The sequence below is a fragment of the Kitasatospora sp. NPDC091335 genome (assembly GCF_044757205.1).
Lineage (GTDB): Bacteria > Actinomycetota > Actinomycetes > Streptomycetales > Streptomycetaceae > Kitasatospora.
The window spans coordinates 291,696-309,847 of the sequence record NZ_JBIVUM010000010.1 but is presented as its reverse complement, the minus strand read 5'-3'; the positions used below and the strand labels follow the sequence as shown (position 1 = coordinate 309,847).

General features: G+C 70.6%; 20 protein-coding genes. 19 read left to right on the top strand and 1 reads right to left on the bottom strand.

The window, feature by feature from the left end; all coding sequences use genetic code 11:
- The first annotated feature begins 33 nt into the window (after positions 1-33).
- From ACIQOW_RS22920 to ACIQOW_RS22860, 13 genes are all read left to right on the top strand, one after another.
- The gene (locus tag ACIQOW_RS22920; RefSeq protein WP_401087714.1) at positions 34-1,086 is read left to right on the top strand and encodes an LLM class F420-dependent oxidoreductase; all 1,053 of its coding nucleotides are present in this window, start codon (positions 34-36) and stop codon (positions 1,084-1,086) included.
- 242 nt (positions 1,087-1,328) lie between these two features.
- Positions 1,329-2,741: a recombinase family protein gene (locus ACIQOW_RS22915; RefSeq protein WP_401087712.1), complete on the top strand. Its 1,413-nt coding sequence runs from the start codon at positions 1,329-1,331 to the stop codon at positions 2,739-2,741.
- Positions 2,742-3,544: 803 nt separating this feature from the next.
- A complete protein-coding gene (locus ACIQOW_RS22910) occupies positions 3,545-3,886 on the top strand; it encodes an HNH endonuclease (RefSeq protein WP_401087711.1) in 342 nt (113 codons plus the stop codon).
- 188 nt (positions 3,887-4,074) lie between these two features.
- Positions 4,075-4,449: a helix-turn-helix transcriptional regulator gene (locus ACIQOW_RS22905; protein WP_401087709.1), complete on the top strand. Its 375-nt coding sequence runs from the start codon at positions 4,075-4,077 to the stop codon at positions 4,447-4,449.
- Positions 4,450-4,547: 98 nt separating this feature from the next.
- Positions 4,548-5,435: a P22 phage major capsid protein family protein gene (locus tag ACIQOW_RS22900; RefSeq protein WP_401087708.1), complete on the top strand. Its 888-nt coding sequence runs from the start codon at positions 4,548-4,550 to the stop codon at positions 5,433-5,435.
- Between the two features lie 487 nt (positions 5,436-5,922).
- Positions 5,923-6,228 (top strand): hypothetical protein, encoded by a 306-nt coding sequence (locus ACIQOW_RS22895; protein ID WP_401087706.1) that lies wholly within the window; start codon positions 5,923-5,925, stop codon positions 6,226-6,228.
- Between the two features lie 337 nt (positions 6,229-6,565).
- Positions 6,566-6,961, top strand: coding sequence for a hypothetical protein (locus ACIQOW_RS22890; RefSeq protein WP_401087705.1), 396 nt, complete (start codon positions 6,566-6,568; stop codon positions 6,959-6,961).
- 192 nt (positions 6,962-7,153) lie between these two features.
- Entirely contained in the window at positions 7,154-7,375 is a 222-nt protein-coding gene (locus ACIQOW_RS22885) for a hypothetical protein (protein ID WP_401087765.1), read from the top strand.
- On the top strand, positions 7,359-7,880 hold the full coding sequence (locus ACIQOW_RS22880) for a DUF6879 family protein (RefSeq protein ID WP_401087703.1): 522 nt from the start codon (positions 7,359-7,361) through the stop codon (positions 7,878-7,880). Before ACIQOW_RS22885 ends, ACIQOW_RS22880 begins: the two co-directional genes overlap by 17 nt.
- Positions 7,870-8,718 carry a helix-turn-helix domain-containing protein gene (locus ACIQOW_RS22875; RefSeq protein ID WP_401087701.1) on the top strand — a complete coding sequence of 283 codons (849 nt, stop codon included), beginning with the start codon at positions 7,870-7,872 and terminating at the stop codon, positions 8,716-8,718. The genes ACIQOW_RS22880 and ACIQOW_RS22875 overlap by 11 nt, the downstream gene beginning before the upstream one ends.
- A gap of 266 nt (positions 8,719-8,984) precedes the next feature.
- Positions 8,985-9,404 (top strand): hypothetical protein, encoded by a 420-nt coding sequence (locus tag ACIQOW_RS22870; protein ID WP_401087699.1) that lies wholly within the window; start codon positions 8,985-8,987, stop codon positions 9,402-9,404.
- Positions 9,405-9,519: 115 nt separating this feature from the next.
- Positions 9,520-9,972, top strand: coding sequence for an NUDIX domain-containing protein (locus ACIQOW_RS22865; RefSeq protein WP_401087697.1), 453 nt, complete (start codon positions 9,520-9,522; stop codon positions 9,970-9,972).
- 59 nt (positions 9,973-10,031) lie between these two features.
- Positions 10,032-10,979: a hypothetical protein gene (locus ACIQOW_RS22860; RefSeq protein ID WP_401087696.1), complete on the top strand. Its 948-nt coding sequence runs from the start codon at positions 10,032-10,034 to the stop codon at positions 10,977-10,979.
- A gap of 230 nt (positions 10,980-11,209) precedes the next feature.
- Here ACIQOW_RS22860 and ACIQOW_RS22855 read toward each other — a convergent pair whose 3' ends face one another.
- Positions 11,210-12,190, bottom strand: a complete 981-nt coding sequence (locus tag ACIQOW_RS22855) for a magnesium and cobalt transport protein CorA (protein ID WP_401087694.1) — start codon at positions 12,188-12,190, stop codon at positions 11,210-11,212.
- Between the two features lie 184 nt (positions 12,191-12,374).
- Between ACIQOW_RS22855 and ACIQOW_RS22850 the strand changes: the two genes are divergently transcribed.
- From ACIQOW_RS22850 to mshC, 6 genes are all read left to right on the top strand, one after another.
- A complete protein-coding gene (locus ACIQOW_RS22850) occupies positions 12,375-13,067 on the top strand; it encodes an MSMEG_4193 family putative phosphomutase (protein ID WP_401087692.1) in 693 nt (230 codons plus the stop codon).
- A 197-nt stretch (positions 13,068-13,264) separates the two neighbouring features.
- Positions 13,265-13,831, top strand: a complete 567-nt coding sequence (locus ACIQOW_RS22845) for a DUF3090 domain-containing protein (protein WP_401087691.1) — start codon at positions 13,265-13,267, stop codon at positions 13,829-13,831.
- Between the two features lie 44 nt (positions 13,832-13,875).
- Entirely contained in the window at positions 13,876-14,673 is a 798-nt protein-coding gene (locus tag ACIQOW_RS22840; protein WP_401087764.1) for an SCO1664 family protein, read from the top strand.
- Positions 14,674-14,842: 169 nt separating this feature from the next.
- On the top strand, positions 14,843-15,721 hold the full coding sequence (locus ACIQOW_RS22835) for an AraC family transcriptional regulator (RefSeq protein ID WP_401087689.1): 879 nt from the start codon (positions 14,843-14,845) through the stop codon (positions 15,719-15,721).
- Positions 15,722-15,845: 124 nt separating this feature from the next.
- Complete coding sequence (locus ACIQOW_RS22830; protein WP_401087687.1) at positions 15,846-16,691, top strand: carbohydrate-binding protein; 846 nt, start codon at positions 15,846-15,848, stop codon at positions 16,689-16,691.
- Between the two features lie 195 nt (positions 16,692-16,886).
- Positions 16,887-18,116 (top strand): cysteine--1-D-myo-inosityl 2-amino-2-deoxy-alpha-D-glucopyranoside ligase, encoded by a 1,230-nt coding sequence (gene mshC / locus ACIQOW_RS22825; RefSeq protein ID WP_188299073.1) that lies wholly within the window; start codon positions 16,887-16,889, stop codon positions 18,114-18,116.
- Positions 18,117-18,152: the final 36 nt, after the last annotated feature.

Sequence of the window (18,152 nt, the reverse complement as noted above, 5' to 3'; positions counted from 1 at the left end):
CCACCAACCCCAACCCACTGGAAGGTGCGGCAGATGCGACTCGGGATCAACCTCGGATACTGGGGACTCGGCATGGACGCCGACAACGTCGCCGTGGCCCAGGAGGCGGACCGGCTCGGCTACTCGGTCTGCTGGGCGGCGGAGGCGTACGGCTCGGACGCCGCGACCGTGCTCAGCTTCGTCGCCGCGAGGACCGAGCGGATCGACGTGGGCTCGGCCATCTTCCAGATCCCGGCCCGCACCCCGGCCATGACCGCGATGACCGCCGCGACCCTGGACACCCTGTCCGGCGGCCGGTTCCGGCTCGGCCTCGGCGTCTCCGGGCCGCAGGTGTCCGAGGGCTGGTACGGCGTCAAGTTCGACAAGCCGCTCGCCCGCACCCGCGAGTACGTGGAGATCATCCGCAAGGCGATGTCCCGCGAGCGCCTGGTGCACGAGGGCGCCCACTGGACGCTGCCGCTGCCCGGCGGCCCCGGCAAGCCGATCAAGCTCACCGTGCACCCGGTGCGCGAGCACATCCCGGTGTACATCGCCGCGATCGGCCCGAAGAATCTGGAGCTGACCGGTGAGATCGCCGACGGCTGGCTCGGCATCTTCTTCTCGCCCGAGCACGCCGCGATGTCCCTCGACCCGCTGACGGCCGGCCGCGCCAGGGCCGGGAAGACGCTGGAGGGCTTCGACCTCTGCCCGACCGTCAACCTCGCGGTCGGCGAGGACGTCAAGGCCGGGGTGGACGCCCTGCGCTCGTACGCCGCGCTCTACATCGGCGGCATGGGCAGCAAGGAGAAGAACTTCTACAACCAGCTGACCCGGCGGATGGGCTACGAGCGGGCCGCCGACGAGATCCAGGAGAAGTACCTGGCCAGGGACTACGCGGGCGCCGCGGCCGCCGTCCCGCACGACCTGATCGACGCCACCTCGCTGATCGGCGCCACCGCGCGGATCGCCGACCGGATGCAGGCCTACGCCGACGCGGGCGTCAGCACGCTCACCCTGGCCCCCGCCAGTTTCGGCAATTCGCTGGAGGAGCGAATCAACGCTCTCCGGGTGGGTGTCGAGGCCCTGGAGCGGGCGGGGCTCGCCTAACGGCGGGCATCCCCAGGGGCCGGGTTCGCCCGTTCAGCGGCGCGAGCCGCCCCGGCCCCTGGGGAACACATGCCCACCATGACCAGCACCAACGACACGCCCGTGACGCCGTACGACGGCTGCGGGCGCTGTCTGCTCGGCGTCCGCCGACTCTCCCGCGTGCAGGCGGCCACCAGCTCACCGGCACGGCAGCGGGACGCGATCCTCGACTCGGCCGAGCGAGCCGGAGGGCACGTCATCGGGTGGGCGGACGACTGGGAGTCTCCGGCGCGTCCGACCCTCTCACGCGCCCGAAGTTGGGGCCGTGGCTCAAGGCCCAGCGCGGGCCCTATGACGGACTCGCGGCGTCCGCAGTGGACCGCCTCGGGCGTGACGTCCGGGAGGGCCTGCGGCTCGCTAAGGAGACCAACGCGGGCCGTCTCCTGCTCACCGCCGATCACCCCGGCTTCTGGGACCTGGACGACCCGAGCCAGGAGATCGAGTTCAACGCGAAGCTGTTCGGCGCGCAGATCGAGCACCGGAACATCCGGACCCGAAACCGGGAGCGTGCGGTACAGGCCCGTTCGGCGGGGGAGGTCGCGGGGCGGCCCGCGTACGGGTTCGTGCACGTGCGCCTCGCCCACGGCGGGAAGGTGGACCACACGGAGAACGAGCCGGAGTCGGAGGCCGTGGCCCGTGAGTTCGCCCGTCGTCTGCTGACCGACGGGACCGGCCGCATCACCGTGGACTCCGAGGCCGCCCGGTTGACCCGTGCGGGGGTCCTCTCGCCCTCGGACTGGTCGCGGGTGATGTACGGCAAGGAACCGATCGGCGGCCGGTGGACCGGCAACGTGATCAAGCGAATCTGCCTCTCTGATGCCTCGCTGGGCTACCTCACGCACAAGGGGAAGGCCGTCCTGGGGCCGGACGGCCATCCCGTTCGCATCGCCCCGGGACTCTGGGACCGGGCCACTCAGACATCGCTGACGAAGAAGCTCACGAAGGCTCCGGCAGGTCCCCGCGCGGCCAAGGGTGAGCTGTTGCTGTCCGGCGGGTCGTTCTGCGGGATCTGCTCCGTACGGCTGTACAGGAGCACGACGACCCACAAGAGCGGAGTTGTTCCGGCATGGGCCTGCAAGGCCCGGACAGAGGGCCTGAAGGGCTCGGAGGAGTGTCCGCAGCCGGTCGCTCCGCTCGCCGAGATGGACGAGATCGTGGAGCGGCGGTTCCTCGCCGACTTCGGCCCCGCCGAGTTCTCGGAACGGGTGTGGGAGCCGGGCAACGGTGTGGCCCAGCGTGTCGCCGACCTGACGGCCGACCGCAAGCGACTTCGCGACGACCGCGCGGCGGGTCTGTACGACTCCCCGGACGATGCCGAGTGGTTCCGCCGGGAGTACGCCCGGATGGGTCGGGAGCTGGAGACGGCGAAGGCGACGCCCGAGAAGCCGGCGGGCTGGTACTCGGTGCCGACCGGCCGCAGGGTCGCGGACGAGTGGCGGGCCGGGGACACCGTGGCGCGACGGGAGTTGCTGGAGGCTTTCAGCGTTCGGGTGCTGCTGTTCCCGGCGCGGGGCCCGCTCAAGCGAGACCCCCGGATCGAGGTCACGATCGTTGACCCGAAGGCCGAAGAACTGGCCGATGTGCTGGAAGCGGCCATGGCTCCCGACACGCCCTGACCCTGCTACTGCGAGTCCCCCTGGGTTCTCTCGACTTGTGGAGGACCCGAGGGCGTTCGCAGACCACGGGGGCACCCACCTCGGTCGTTAACCGGCCCGGCTTAATACATGTGAGGGAAGCTCACGTGACAGTGGGGGCGGGTGTTAACCGGCCACCCTGAATAGTGTGTGGGCCCATCTACGGCCTTTGAGACCCCGGCGGCGTGCCGGGGTCTCTTGCTTTTGCCTCGGGATTCGTCTGAGGGCGAGAGGGACGGTTGCGTCCCGACTGTTCATGATCACCGCGTTTCGTCGGGGGGAGGAGGGCCGGACATGGAGACCGCCACAGCCGTGTGCCGGGTGTGCGGGGTGCGGCCCCGGGGGCCCGGGACGGCCCGCAGTCGGTCTGCGCGGACGACCGCTGCCGCAGGGCGTACGCCCTGGCGCAGGAGTCGCAGCGCGCGGCTCTCCGGGAGTCTGTGGCTCCTGTGTTGTGCGGCGAGTGCGGCGCGCCTTCGGGCAAGCGGCCTGCCCACGCCGGGCAAGTCGTCTACTGCGAGCCGTGTACGGTCGATCGCAGGCAGCGCCGCCGCGAGGACGCGCGCCGCGCCGAGCTGCTGGAACGCTCCAGATTGGGACCCCGGCCGTGCGGCAACCTCCGGTGCACGGGCGTCGTGGACGCGCTGGCGGACCCTCGCAGACGCTACTGCTCCGACAAGTGTTCCCGCGCGGCCGAGCACGCCCGCCGCAAGACCAGGCAGGCCGGGAAGGATCGCGACGAGAAGCCCCGCCCGTGCCGACGCTGCCGCTTCCGCCGGGAGGTGATGGCGTTCCCAGACAGCGTCTGCCAAGCCTGCCAGGCCGAGCAGCGCCGCCGCCTCAAGGACCGCAAGGAGTCGATCCGGCGGAAGGTGTCCGAGCGCCACGGAGACCGGTGCGCGTACTGCCCGCTCGACCTGGCCACGCCGGGAGAAGTCCTCGACCACGTCACACCGGTGGCGCGCGGCGGGCTCACGGAGATCGCCAATCTCCGCTGGGCCTGCCGGGACTGCAACACCGACAAGGGCGACATGCTGCTGACCGAGTGGATCTCACCCCGCGAACGCCTGACCCCACCTCAGATTCGGGGGGATGTCGTGACGTGCGTAGACCCCCCGACCCCCTGACCCCAGGGAGGGGGCCGCACCCCACCCTGGGCCCGCCGAGCCCCTTGCCGCAGCGGGCCGCGCCCCACCCATAGCCGTGACCATGATCACCAATTCTGGGGCGGATGAGGCCGCCGGCGTGCCGTTTCACCCCGAGCCCCCTGGTGATCATGAACCCCGCCATCCGACCGAATGAAGGACCCCCAACCGTGATCCACCCGTTCTCCCTCGCTGCCCGCCGCAAGACCCTGGACCTGTCCGTGGCCGAGGTCGCCGACCGCGTCGGCGTCCACCTCGCCACCGTCTACGCCTGGGAGGCCGAGGACAAGACCCCGACCCCCGCGCACTACCTCACGTGGTGCAACGCGCTCGGTCTGACCTACCGCGACGTGGTCAACCACGAAGCGTGGGAGGCCAACCCGGACGCCGAGTTCACGTTCCTGTCCGCCCTGCTGCGCCTGCGCCGCACGGGAGACCAGTACTTCATGAGCGGTGAAGCGAAGCTGTTCCGCGCCCCCGACGGCTACCAGCCGCCGACCGCCGCCGAGCTGTTCGCCGAGGCCCCCGCCGTTTCGGCCGGCTGACCGCCCCGACACCCGAACTACCCAGCCCCGTGCCGCAGATGGCCGGGGCTTTCGCGTTCCCGCCGCAGCGGCGGGAACTCCAGGAAAGGCGCCACCCCATGACCAGCAACACCTTCGAGATCACCGACGTCGTGGCCGTGAGCCTGGCCCTGATGCGCTCCAACTCCGTCCTTGGCGAGTGCGTGATGCGCGACGCCGAGGCCGCGTTCACCAGCGGCCGGGGCGACTCGGTGCGGGTGCGCACCCCCAAGCGCCGCGTCGCCCAGAACTTCAACGGCACCACCGTCTACACCAAGGTGGAGGAGGGCCACGTGCAGGTGAAGCTGACCGACGAGCCGACGGATGCCGCCGCCTTCACCACCAAGGACATGACGCTCAGCATCGAGAGCTTCGGCGAGCAGGTCCTCAAGCCCCAGTTGGACGCGGTGTCGACCTACGTCGAGAAGTCTGCCGCCGCCCTGCTCAACGCCGCCAGCAAGGCCGCCGGAGCCCGCGTCATCAAGGCCGACGCCAAGCCGGGCGAGCCGGGGCACGTCGTGAAGATGCTCACCGCCGCAGCCGCTGACTTCACCCGCCGCGAGATCCCCGCCACCGATCGGTTCCTGGCCATCGGCCCCGACGTGCAGAACATCCTCCTGGACGTCGAACAGCTCCAGAAGGTCAACGAGGCCGGAGACTCCCACGCGCTGCGCAACGCGACCATGGGCGAGCTGTTCGGCTTCCGCGTGGTCGTCTCCCCGCACCTGGACGGCGCGGTCGCCTTCCACAAGACCGCGTTCGCCCTGGCCGTGCGCGCCCCCAGCGAGGTGCAGGGCGGGGCCCGCTCGGTCTCCTCCGCCGACAACGGTTACGCGCTACGCGTGACCATGGACTTCGACCCGTCCGTGAAGTCCGAGGTCTCCATCGTGGACGCCCTGTGCGGCGTGGCCACCATCGACCCGGCCCGCGCCATCGCCTTCACGGTCACGCCGCTCGCCAAGGCGTGACCCCGGCTCGGCGGGTACCTCGTCCATTTTGGACGAGGTACCCCACAGGCCGGAACCCATCCGGGCATGAGTCGCCCGAGGAGTGACCGGCGCGGGGACCTCGTCCAAGTTGACGAGGTCCCCCACGGGCCGGAACCTCGGAAGATTCTTACCAAGGCTCGAACGCGAGCAGGGACCTCGTGCCGTATGGCACGAGGTCCCGCACAGCCCGCGCTACCTTTCCAAACGGCAAGGTGAGCGTCAGTCACTCAATGTCCATTTGGATGCTTGCGGCCCCCGCTCCCGCCGTTCACGACGAATGGAGATACCCCTGTCCGCAGAGCAGCCCACGCCTGTCGCCCCGACGCCCGCTGAGGCGATCCCGGGTGGCGTCGCCCACCCCGCGACCCCGACGCCGGACGCCCCCGCAACCGAGGCTGAGCCCGAACGCCGGCCGGAGCCCGACCCTGACCCGCGAGGCGCCCGAATCGCAGATCTGGAGGCCGAGTTGGCCCACGTCCGTGAGGAGCACAGCGGTGCGTCCGTCGAGGCGGACGAGCTACGCCACCAGGCCGCCGAGGATGCCCGCCGAGCCGAGGCGGAGCAGACCATCGCCAGGTACTCGCTGCCCCCATTCGCCGCCGACGCTGCCCGCGCCGCAGCCCCGTTCGTGGACCTGGACGCGCTGTGCCGCAACCTGGCCGAGGCCACCACCCCGCGCCCGCTGCTCGGCTCCGGCGGACTCGACCCGACCGCGCCCACCAAGCCCGATCACCAGGCGATCGCTGAGCGGCTGATCCGCCGGGCGTGGTGACTGAGGGCATCGCTGCAACCCCCCAGCTGCGCAATCTTGCGCAGGTGTCCGGTGCCTCATGTCCGAGTGGACATGAGGCACGCCGCCCCGCCTTCGAGCAGCAGTGATCAAGTGCAAGACTGCGCTTGATCACTGCGTTGTCCCATCGCCAGACCCTCGGAACTTCCGAGGTTAGCGAGTTATCGATCTCATGAACTCGACTTGCTGGAAGGCGAGTTGGTTGCTCCGGAGGCGTGATCGGCACGTATGTCGATCGCCTCACCCCGGGGGGTGACTCCCTCGTGCGCCTCTTTCTTCTCCGGGGCGTCATAGCAGCCCAGCGCCGATGCGCATAGGCATGAACCAACCCTCATGCGCACACAGTCACACCCATCCACCGAGAGTAGCGAAAGGGGCTTCCCTGAACGAGATCATCACCGACCTCCGCGCCGGATTCGCCGCCCTGGAGATCGAGTTGGACCCCCAGGAGGACGCGGCGCTCCGCCTCGCCGAACACCACCTACGCGACGCCGCGCACTGCGACGAACAGGTCCGCGCGGACGGCCGCCTGATCGCCGGAGGCACTCGCCACGGAGTCATGGTCGCCCATCCGCTGATCGCCGAGGCCCGTCAGCTCCGTACCGAAGCGGGCCGCCTGATCGCCCGCGTCCGCCTCCTCGCCGATGAGACCCCACACGGCCGTTCCAACGCCGCCCGCGGCCTCGCTGCCCACCGCTGGGGCAACCGCATCTGACCGCCCACAGCGCACCGGCCCCGGCCGCCCAGCGAACTGGGCGGCCGGGGTGTTTCGTCGTCCCTGGGCCGCTCCATCATGATCCTTAGTCCAACACGGGAATATTTCCGTCCTGTCATAGACATGCGCCGAAGGGGTCTCTAGCGTCATTGCCGGGAGGTCCAAGTGGGGCCGCAGTTCCAGGGGGTTGAGATGGACGACAGGTCGGGTCTCACGCGGCTGACGAACACGGGCAACGGCAGTGGCTCGGGGGAGTGCAACCAGAACGACTGCCCCAACGTGTACCGCACCGGGCGGGGAACGTTCGTGGTTCAGGGGGACGTCTCCGACGCCTTCACCCCGCCCAGTGGCGAAGGGCTCGTGGAGATCCCCGAGAGCGTTCTTCGGGAGGCCGTCCGTGCGCTTGGATGGTGATGCCTGGCAGGCTCGGTTCCGGGAGTTCAGGGCGGAGGCATGGCGTCTGGAAACTCTCCCGGCCTACAACGTGCCGCAGGAAATCGAGGAGCTGCGGGCCTTCCGGGCGGGGGAGCGAATTGACCCGCATGCACACTCCAACGATTACACGGACGACCTCAAGCGGGTGCGCCGGGAAGGGAAGTCCAAGGGGCGCGTTCGCATTGTCACGCGACCGCTCTCCGAATACCTGCGCTACGAGTTCATGTACTACCTGCCGCATGCCTGGGCGGGAGAAGACATTCGGATCATGGACGTCACGGATCGCCCGAATCCACTGGCCGGCGTCTCGGACTACTGGATGTTCGACAAGAGGGAGGTGGTGCTCATGAACTACCTGCCCGACGGAACGCAGATCGACCGCACCGTGTTCGAGGGTGACGTGAGCCCGTTTATCGAGTATCAGCGGATTGCCATCGCCGAATCGGTGCCTTTCGAGGAGTACGTGAAGGGCATTGGCGCTTGATCCGCAAGAGCTAGGTCAATCGAACTCGGACCTGGCGGCAATCCTTCAAGAGCTTCGCAAGCGAGCTGGACTCTCCGGGGTCCAGCTCGCTCGACGTGTCAACATGTCGCAGTCCAAAATTTCCAAGATTGAGACCGGCAAGGTTACGCCTTCGCTCGTTGACGTTGAACTGATCCTGCGAGCGCTGGACGCGCCGCCTGACCTTATTGCCCACGTCACGGCGCTCGCCCGGATCGCGAACACGGAGTGGCAGGATGCGCGGGCTCTGCGAAGGAAGGGCCTCGAAAAGAAGCAAGTCGAGTTGGCCACTCTTGAGCGAACTGCCGTCGAGTTTCGATATTTCCTACCGACCATGATTACCGGGCTTCTTGCGACCCCTGAGTACATTCGGGCCAGCCTCGCCCCGTTTCCTGGCGACCACTCGAAGGCGATTGCGAAGAAGCTTGAACGACAGGCTGTCCTCTATGAGCCGGCCAAGCGCTTCAGCTTCATTCTGACCGAGCAGGCTTGCCGCTGGCCTCTTGTCCCGGCGCAAGCCATGGCGATACAGCTCGATCGACTGGTCTCTGTCTCCCGCTTGCCGAACGTGCGCCTGGGAGTAATTCCGATGGCGGGTCACATGCCCTGGGCGCCATTGAACGTCTTCACTGTCTATGATGAGGCTCTGGCAACCGTTGAGGTCTCCACGGGTGCACTTGTGTTCCGTGACCCCCGAGACATTCAGGAGTACCTGGACGAGTTTCGAACCTTCGAGGGCTATTCGCTTTGGGGCGATGAGGCTCGGGTCAAGTTGGGGGAGTGGGCTGACCGCTATCGGGGGGTAATGCAAGATCTTTAGTCGATAGCGGGAATATCGTTGAGTCCATATCTGGAATCCCCCTAGCCTGGCATCTCATTTCATGAAGCCGAGCGAAGAGGAGCCAGGTGTGTCCGTTGCCGTGAGGCCCACCGGTTCGCACCGGAGCAGGGAGAAGGCCAGCCCGCAGGCGATGGCCGAGCTGAGGAGGCAGTACCAGGCGGCGAACGCGACGGATCGCAGGGTGAGTTACCCGCTCGACCCGGAGTGCCCGTGTCCGAAGTGCACCGAGCTGAGGTTGGCCCGCAATGGCACAGCTTGAGCTGGTGGCATCCGGGGAGCCGGGGCCGGGCCTGGTGATGCGCTATGAGGTGGTGGAGGCTGCGGGGTCGCACGCCCTGTGGGACGTGGTCATGGGCGAGTTCTGCACCCTGCCGGACAGGTTGGGCAAACTCTCGTTGCTGGCCTTCCCCGACGCCTACCACGCCCGTCTGTGGCTGATGACGGCGGACACCCGCAAGCGGTACGCGGTGAACGCCAGCCGTGTCCGCGCGGAGCAGGGCAAGAAGCCGTTGCAGGAGCACGCCAGGTGGCTGTTGTTCGACCTCTACGCCCCCGTGCCGGCCGATCCGCTTGCCGAACCCGACGGGTCCGATCCGGTCTCCGCCGAGGTGGCGCGACAGAGGGCGTTGCGTTCGGAGCGGCTGCGGCATCGACACCAGCACTGAGACGCCAATTGGTCTGATGATCACGGGATTTGGTGTCCCGTGGTCAGGGTGCGGGATCGTGGGCCGACCGCGCGATCGGCGCGCGGAAGTGACCACCAACGAAGGGGCGAAACCCATGAAGAGGATCGCTGCGAAGCTCTGGCGGATCATCCGGGGGCCGATGCAGTGGCGCGTTTTGTGGCTGTGGCACTCGAAGTTCATGGTCGGGGTCACGGGCATCGTCCGCGATGAGGAGGGCCGAGTCCTGCTGCTCAAGCACCGGCTGTGGCCGGAGGGTCGGCAGTGGGGCCTGCCGACCGGCTACGCCAACAAGGGCGAGAGCTTCGAGGACACGATCGTGCGTGAGGTCCAGGAGGAGACCGGACTCACGGTGAAGGTGTGCGAACTGGCGCACCTGAAGAGCGGATACAAGTTGCGCGTCGAAGTCGCCTACGAGGCGTTGTACGTCAGCGGACGGATCAAGGTCGCTTCATTTGAGATCTTGGAGGCTCGATGGTTCTCACCGGACGATCTCCCCGAGGGAATGCAGGGGTCGCACCGGCAGCTGATCAGCCGTCAGCGCTTCTGACCCTCGGTCGTTCGCTCACCCCCTCGTGCCTGGGGCCGAACGAGCACCTGGCCGGAGACGTGACCGAGCGCGCCGAGCTGGCGCACCTGCTCGCCGCGCGCCGGGCGACGGCAGCGCTGGACCAGGCGCATCCGCACGTGACGTTCTCGTTGCTGCACTGGGTGCTGGACACCTGGGCGGACGAGTCGGCGCGGGAGGTGTTCCGGCAGGGCGCAGCCCTCCTGGCCGACCGCTACCGCGAGCTGGGATTGAACCAGCTCCTGCCGATCGATCGAGTGTGGGTCGGGGTGCGCTCGACCCAGCCCGATGCGTTCGGCGGGTTCCACCACCCGAACCAGGGCTACCGGCACGAGCAGATGGCCTCCGTGATCACGAGGTACGGGCGGCTGAGCGACCCCCGGCTGACCTCGCCCGAACTGGTGGCGCTGGACCTGCTCAGGTCCTACGCCCATGACTGCCTGCACTGGGGGTCGTTCCGGGAGTACCGGTTCCAGTGCGGGCGCGTGGTCCGGAGCCGGTACGGGATCAACCGGCGCGACCCGCGGGGGCGCACCTACTCGGCGCGGGACAAGGACGATGCCGCCTCGACCCGGAATCTCGGGATCGTGATGGAGGGGGCGACCGATCGGGAGGCCCGGACGATCGCCGCTACGGTGGCCGCTCGGCTCGACCTGGCCGAGCGAATCGCACCGCCCGATCGGCTGGCCTTCCGCGACACCACCGGCCGCCTGGAGCCGTCCGACTTCGACCACGCGGAGCCCGGCATAGCGACGCGCTTCCAGCTGGCGATGGCCGGATACGAGCGCGGTGTCGGGGTGCGGTATCTGCGCTTCCTGACCGAGATGGGCGAGGTCGACGCTGGCGCGCTGCACGGCCTGATAGTGGCCGCGATGATCAGGGGGGACCTGTCCGGCCTGACCGGCTGGCTCGACCAGCGGCACGGTTCCCGAGCGTTCCCGCGCATCTTCCGCTCGTCGGCCTACACCGGGCCGGACCCCGGCCAGTAGCCCCCTTCGCTGCCCGTCCGTGCGCCGTTCCCCCGTGGCGCACGGACGGGCGTACGGTTGTATGCGGCCGGAGCCCGGCCGCAAAGGGGGCGGTATCCTTCCAGCTGATAGACGAATCCGGCCCCGTCCGGGTTCACCCTGGACGAGCGGATCCACGCGCTGCGCACCGGCGTCGAGGCGCTGGAGCGCGCCGGGCTGGCCTGACCGGACGGCGGGCGGCACGGCGGGCGCTACAGCCAGTCGTGCCGCTTGAACACCCGGTGCAGCACCAGGCAGACCACCACCATCAGTACCAGCACCGCCGGGTACCCCCAGACCTGGTGCAGCTCGGGCATGTGCTCGAAGTTCATCCCGTAGACGCCCGCGATCATCGTCGGCACGGCGGCCAGCGCCGCCCAGGCCGAGATCTTCCGCATGTCGTTGTTCTGCTCCACGCTGACCTGCGCCAGGTTGGCGTTCAGGATGTCGGACAGCAGCCGGTCCATGCCGTCCACCTGGTCGCTCACCCGGGCCACGTGGTCGGCGACGTCCCGCAGGTAGGGCGCGGTCTCGGGGCGGACGAAGCGGACGCCGCGCTCCAGGGTCAGCATCGGCTCCAGCAGCGGGCCGGTGGCCCGGCGCACCGACATCACCTGGCGCTTGTAGCCGTAGATCCGCCCGGCGGTGTCCCGGCCGACCCGGCCGGGGGAGAAGATGTCCGCCTCCAGTTCGTCCAGGTCGGTCTGGAGCCCGGCGGCCACCTCCATGTAGCCGTCCACGATGGTGTCGCAGACCGAGTGCAGCACCGAACTGGGCCCGTAGCGCAGCAGCTCGGGCTCCTGCTCCAGGGCGGTCCGCAGGCCGCTGAGCGGGCTGTCCTCGCCGTGCCGGACGGTCATCACGAAGTCGAGGCCGAGGAAGACCATCACCTCGCCGACCGTGACGACGTGTCCGCCGGGGTGGTATCCGAGGGTCTTCAGGGCGACGAACAGCGAGCCCTGGTAGGCCTCGACCTTGGGGCGCTGGTGGGCGCTGACGGCGTCCTCGACGGCCAGCGGGTGCAGCTCGAACTCGGTGCCGACGTGGTCGAGTTCCTCGGCGGTGGGCTCGAACAGGCCTATCCAGACGAAACCGTCGGGACCGGCCGCGCGGGCGGCGGCGAGCGCGCCGGCCAGGTCCTCGGGGGCCTCGATCCGGCGGCCTTCGTGGTAGGCGGCGCAGTGGACGATCATGCGGGCCATTGTCACCCGGAAGGGGCCGGCGGGCACGGATACGGGTCCTACCGGTTCCCCCGGCCCACCCCGCCCGGTCTCCCCGGCCCGCCCAGCCCGGTTCCCCCGGCCCACCGCGCCCGGTCCCGGCACCGGGCGGGAGACCGGGGCCCACGGCCGGGCCCCGAGGCCGTAGGGTGGCCCCATGCCGACCCTGCTGCTCGTCCGTCACGGCCGCTCCACCGCGAACACCGCCGGGATCCTGGCCGGTTGGACCCCCGGCGTGGACCTCGACGACACCGGGCGCGCCCAGGCCGCCGCCCTGGCCGGCCGGCTGGCCGGCATCCCGCTGGTGCAGGCGGTCAGCAGCCCGCTGGAGCGCTGCCGGCAGACCCTGGAGCCACTGCTGGCGGCCAGGCCCGAGCTGGGCCCGCCGGCCGAGGACGAGCGGCTGGGGGAGTGCCACTACGGCGAGTGGACCGGTCGCCCGCTGGCCGAGCTGGCCAAGGAGCCGCTCTGGCGCACCGTGCAGGACCACGCCGCCGCGGCGGCCTTCCCCGGCGGGGAGTCGCTGCGCGAGCTGAGCCACCGCACGGTGGACGCGGTGCGCGAGTGGAACCGGAAGATCGCCGCCGAGCACGGCGAGGACGCGGTCTGGATCGCCTGCTCGCACGGGGACGTGATCAAGGCCGTGGTGGCCGACGCGCTCGGGCTGCACCTGGACCACTTCCAGCGGATCAGCGTCGAGCCCTGCTCGGTCACCGCGATCCGCTACACCCCGCAGCGCCCGTTCGTGCTGAGGATGGGCGACACCGGCGACCTCGCCCCGCTCGCGCCCCGGCCGGGCCCGGCCGCGGCCACCCCGACCGGCGACGCGGTGGTCGGCGGCACCGCCTGAGCCGTTCCGCCGACGGGGCGTCCGGGGAGGCGCCGTCCAGGGCGGCACCGTCCGATTCCCCGGGTGCCACCCCGCCCGCGGCCGCCGGCTCGGCTCCCCGGCCGGAGCCCGAAGGTCGTAGGGTGACTGATGAGTCCATCCGGTCGCGATCCGCCCCCGGCGGAACCGCGCCGACCGACACGATCCGGAGCGAGAGCGTGCCCCGTCAGGTCTACTTCTACGACCAGCCCGAACGGTTCGTGGCCGGCACCGTCGGTCAGCCCGGCGCCCGGGCGTTCTACCTTCAGGCCAGTGCCCGGGGCCGGATCACCAGCGTGCTGCTGGAGAAGACCCAGGTCGCGGCGCTCGCCGAGCGCATCGAGGAGGTCCTGGACGAGGCGCTGCGGCGCAGCGGCGGCGACTCCGTCATCCCGGCCGCCGCCCCGAAGGACCTGCTCGACACCGCCCCGCTGGACCTCCCGCTGGAGCAGGAGTTCAGGGTCGGCACCATGGCCCTCGCGTGGGACAGCGCGGACGGCTGCCTGGTGGTCGAGGCGCAGGCGCTGATCGAGGACGAAGAGGAGGAGGCCGCCGAGGCGGTCTTCACCGACGACGAGAACGGCCCGGACATGCTGCGGGTGCGGCTGTCCGGCGCGATGGCCCGGGTCTTCGCCAAGCGCGCGCTGGACCTGGTCGCGGCCGGCCGCAAGCCCTGCCCGTTCTGCAACCTGCCGCTCGACCCGGAGGGCCACCTGTGCCCGCGCGCGAACGGCTACCGGCGCTGAACACCGACACCCCGCCGCAGGCCGACCCGGCGGCGGCCGCCGCGCTGGCCGCCGACGTGCCCACCGCCCTCGCGCTGCTGCGCCAGGGCGAGCTGACCGTGCACGGCCGCCTCACCGAGGCCTCCAACGCCGCGCTGTACTGCACGGTGGCGCACGGTTCGCTGCGCGCCCAGGCCGTCTACAAGCCGGTGGCCGGCGAGCGCCCGCTGTGGGACTTCCCCGACGGCACGCTGGCCGGCCGGGAGGTCGCCGCGTACGAGCTGTCGGCCGCGACCGGCTGGGGGCTGATCCCGCCCACGGTGCTGCGCGAGGGGCCGCACGGGCCCGGCATGGTGCAGCTGTGGGTGGAGCCGGACCCGGGGGCCGGGCCGCTGCTCGCGCTCCAGGACCCGCGCGGCCCCGAGGAGGGCTGGCTGCCGATCGTCCGGGCCGAGGTCGAGGGCGGGCGGACGGCCCTGCTGGTGCACCACGACGACCGGCGGCTGCGCCGGCTCGCCGTCCTGGACGCGGTGCTCAACAACGCCGACCGCAAGGGCGGCCACCTGATCCCGTCCGCCGACGGCCGGGTGTACGGGATCGACCACGGTGTCACCTTCAACACCGAGGACAAGCTGCGCACCCTGCTCTGGGGCTGGGCCGGCGATCCGCTGCCCGACGAGGCGCTGGAGGTGCTGGCCCGGCTGGCCGGGCAGCTGGACGGTGAGCTGGCCGAGCGGCTGGCCCCGCACCTGACGGCGGCGGAACTGGACGCGACCCGGGCCAGGGTGGCCGGGCTGCGCGGGTCCGGCCGGCACCCGCTGCCCCCCGAGGACTGGCCCGCGATTCCCTGGCCCCCGGTGTAGCCCAGGGGTACCGACGGGGGCGGGGCGTCGCCCCCGGAGTGCGGGTGGTCCCGACCGGTCTCGAAATCGGCGGCAGATGGTCTGGACCTGTCCCCGGAATAGGTCGCACACTGCTCCGATGGATGTGCGACGGACCACCCCCACCCCCCGAGTCACGCCGGACCTGCCGTTGCACCGGTTACAGGTCCCGCTGCCCCATCTGCTGCCCTTCGCCGTCGGAAGTTTCGACGCGATCGGCCCGCTCTCGCGGGCCGGATTCCCCCACCGCCACTCGTTCTACGAGATCGTCCACGTCACCGGCGGCCACGGCGCCCACGTCCTGGACCTCGTCCACCGGCCGTTGGCGCCACCGCAGTTGTGCGTGATCAACCCGGGCCAGGTGCACTACTGGGCGGACACCGAGGAGCTGACGGGCCGGGTCGTCCTGTTCAACGAGGACTTCCTGCTCGGTCACCCCCAGGACCTCGCCGCCCTGCGGGCCCTGTCCACCCGTCCTGCCCTCGCGCTCGGTGAACAGGCCGACGCGGTCGGCGCGTTGCTCGACGACATGGAAGACGAGTACCGGACCAGGGCGCCCGGCTACCAGGGTGTGCTGCGGGCCAGCCTGCACATCCTGATCGTCCGGGCGCTGCGCGCCTGCGCACCCGCCGACCGCCCGGCGGTGCCCAGCCGCCCGGCCGAAGTGGCCGCCGCCTTCACCCGGTTGATCGCCCGGCCGGGCGGGGTTCGGCACTCGGTGGCCTCCACCGCGCAGGAACTCGGCGTCTCGCCGGGGCACTTGCAGACCCTGGTGAAGCAGGCCACCGGCCGGACCCCGGGCGGACTGATCCGCCGCCAGCAGACCTTGGAGGCCAAACGGCTGCTCGCCTGCACTGATCTGACGATTCGTCAGGTATCCAAGGAGGCCGGCTTCGTCGACCCCGCGTACTTCTGTCGCTTCTTCCGCCGGGAGACCGGGATGACGCCGGGGGAGTTCCGCTCCCGGGTCGACGGAAATCACCACGATCCCCGGATCATGTCCATCGCGGTAGCGCCGGACGGCCCGTAACTTTGCTGCTGGCCACCGGTGGCCGGTCCGGCGCGCGTGGACGGGCGACCGGTCCGGCCCTTGTCATGCCCCCACCATGGCAAGGGCCGCCCCCACCCCCCGCCTCACGAAAAGGAGACGGCGCATGCCCACGCCCGACGGCATGATCAGCCGCAAGTCCGTCCTCAAGGCCGCCGCCGCGCTAGGGGCTGCCCCGCTGCTGGTCGGCGGCGGAGTCGCCCTGGCCCGGGACCAGGCCGGCACCGGCGAACCGCTCAGCCTCACCCCCGAGTGCCACGACGGGGACGCCCCCACCATCGAGCAGACGGAGGGCCCGTACTTCAAGCCCAACTCCCCGCTGCGCAGCTCGATGGTCAACGACGGCCCCGGCACCCACCTGATCGTCAGCGGCTTCGTCTTCGGCCGCGCCTGCCGGCCCATCTCCGGCGTACTGCTGGACTTCTGGCAGGCGGACAACAACGGCGACTACGACAACGTCACCTACACCTTCCGCGGCCACCAGTTCACCGACGCCAACGGCGCGTACAAGCTGGACACCATCGTGCCCGGCCTCTACCCGGGCCGCACCCGGCACATCCACGTCAAGCTCCAGGCCCCCGGCCGCCCGATCGTCACCACCCAGCTGTACTTCCCGGGCGAGCCGCGCAACAGCACGGACACCATCTACGACGCCCGGCTGCTGATGAACGTCCGGCAGAACGGCAACACCCGCGAAGGCAGCTTCGACTTCGTGCTGAACGTCGCGCAGACGCCCGGCACGCCGAGCCCGACGCCCACCACGCCCACGCCCACCGCCACCAACACGGGTGGTCCGACCACGCCGCCCGGCGGCACCTGGACCCCGGGCACCCTGTACAACGCGGGCGACCGCGTGACCTACTCCGGCGTCTCCTACACCTGCCTCCAGGGCCACACCGCCATGGCCGGCTGGGAGCCGCCGAACGTGCCGGCCCTCTGGAAGCGGTCGTAGCGGCTCCGGCCGCATCCCCAGGGGTGCCGGGCGCCCGGTCGGCGGCAGGGTCGACCGGGCGCTCACCCGCGCCCGGAGCCGGGCGGTTCCGTTCACTACCAGTCGGGAAACCGCCGGGCAACGCCAGGAAGCGAATCCAGTCGATCTTCCGCACTGGTTGGGCTTTCAAATGTTCGCAAGGTTAAAGTTGTTTCCATGCATGCCTGGCCCGCCTCCGAGGTTCCCGCCCTGCCTGGTCAGGGGCTCCCCCTCCGCATCCACGACACCGCAGCGGGAACGGTCCGCGAGGTGGTGCCGCAGGACGGCACCGCCCGGATCTACGTCTGCGGCATCACCCCCTACGACGCGACCCACATGGGCCACGCCGCCACCTACAACGCGTTCGACCTGGTGCAGCGCGTCTGGAAGGACGCCGGCCACGACGTCCTGTACATCCAGAACGTGACCGACGTCGACGACCCGCTGCTCGCCCGCGCGGTCGAGACCGGTCAGGACTGGACCGCCCTCGCCGAGCGCGAGACGGCCCTGTTCCGCGAGGACATGACCGCGCTGCGGATGCTTCCGCCGGCCCACTACATCGGCGCCGTCGAGTCGATCCCGTGGATCGTCCCGATCGTCCAGAAGCTCCTGGCCGCGGGCGCCGCCTACCAGGTGGACGGCGACATCTACTTCTCGGTCGACGCCGACCCGCACTTCGGCGAGGTCTCCGGCCTCACCGCCGAGGCCATGCGCCCGGTCTTCGCCGAGCGCGGCGGCGACCCGGACCGCCCGGGCAAGCGCAACCCGCTGGACGCCCTGCTCTGGCTGGCCGCCCGCCCGGGCGAGCCCGCCTGGGACACCGAGCTCGGCCACGGCCGGCCCGGCTGGCACATCGAGTGCGTCGCCATCGCCCTCCAGTACCTCGGGATGTCCTTCGACATCCAGGGCGGCGGCAGCGACCTCTCCTTCCCGCACCACGAGATGGGCGCCGCGCACGCCCAGGTCGCCACCGGCACCCACCCGTACGCCAAGGCGTACGTGCACGCCGGCATGGTCGGCCTGGACGGCCACAAGATGTCCAAGTCCCGCGGCAACCTGGTCTTCGTCTCGGCGCTGCGCCGCGAGGGCGTCGACCCGGCGGCGATCCGCCTGGCGCTGCTCGCGCACCACTACCGCGCGGACTGGGAGTGGACCAAGAGCACCCTGGACGATGCCGTCGAGCGCCTCGCCCGCTGGCGCGCCGCGGTCTCCCGTCCGGACGGCCCGGCCGGCGAGCAGCTGCTCACCGAGGTCAGGGCCGCGCTCGCGAACGACCTGGACGCGCCCGCCGCGCTGGCCGCGGTCGACCGCTGGGCGGCCCGGCAGGAGGCCGAGGGCGGCACCGACATCGGCGCGCCCGGTCTGGTGACCCGCACCGTGGACGCCCTGCTCGGCGTCGCGCTGTAGGCCAGGGGCCCCGCACCACACGCCGAAGGGGCGTCA

Coding starts and splice junctions, on each gene's coding strand:
- ACIQOW_RS22855 (WP_401087694.1), bottom strand. CDS start 12,190: ATGATCGTCCACTGCGCCGCCTACCACGAAGGCCGCCGGATCGAGGCC.
- ACIQOW_RS22910 (WP_401087711.1), top strand. CDS start 3,545: ATGGCGTTCCCAGACAGCGTCTGCCAAGCCTGCCAGGCCGAGCAGCGC.
- ACIQOW_RS22865 (WP_401087697.1), top strand. CDS start 9,520: ATGAAGAGGATCGCTGCGAAGCTCTGGCGGATCATCCGGGGGCCGATG.
- mshC (WP_188299073.1), top strand. CDS start 16,887: ATGCATGCCTGGCCCGCCTCCGAGGTTCCCGCCCTGCCTGGTCAGGGG.
- ACIQOW_RS22920 (WP_401087714.1), top strand. CDS start 34: ATGCGACTCGGGATCAACCTCGGATACTGGGGACTCGGCATGGACGCC.
- ACIQOW_RS22850 (WP_401087692.1), top strand. CDS start 12,375: ATGCCGACCCTGCTGCTCGTCCGTCACGGCCGCTCCACCGCGAACACC.
- ACIQOW_RS22830 (WP_401087687.1), top strand. CDS start 15,846: ATGCCCACGCCCGACGGCATGATCAGCCGCAAGTCCGTCCTCAAGGCC.
- ACIQOW_RS22885 (WP_401087765.1), top strand. CDS start 7,154: ATGGACGACAGGTCGGGTCTCACGCGGCTGACGAACACGGGCAACGGC.
- ACIQOW_RS22890 (WP_401087705.1), top strand. CDS start 6,566: ATGAACCAACCCTCATGCGCACACAGTCACACCCATCCACCGAGAGTA.
- ACIQOW_RS22870 (WP_401087699.1), top strand. CDS start 8,985: ATGGCACAGCTTGAGCTGGTGGCATCCGGGGAGCCGGGGCCGGGCCTG.
- ACIQOW_RS22900 (WP_401087708.1), top strand. CDS start 4,548: ATGACCAGCAACACCTTCGAGATCACCGACGTCGTGGCCGTGAGCCTG.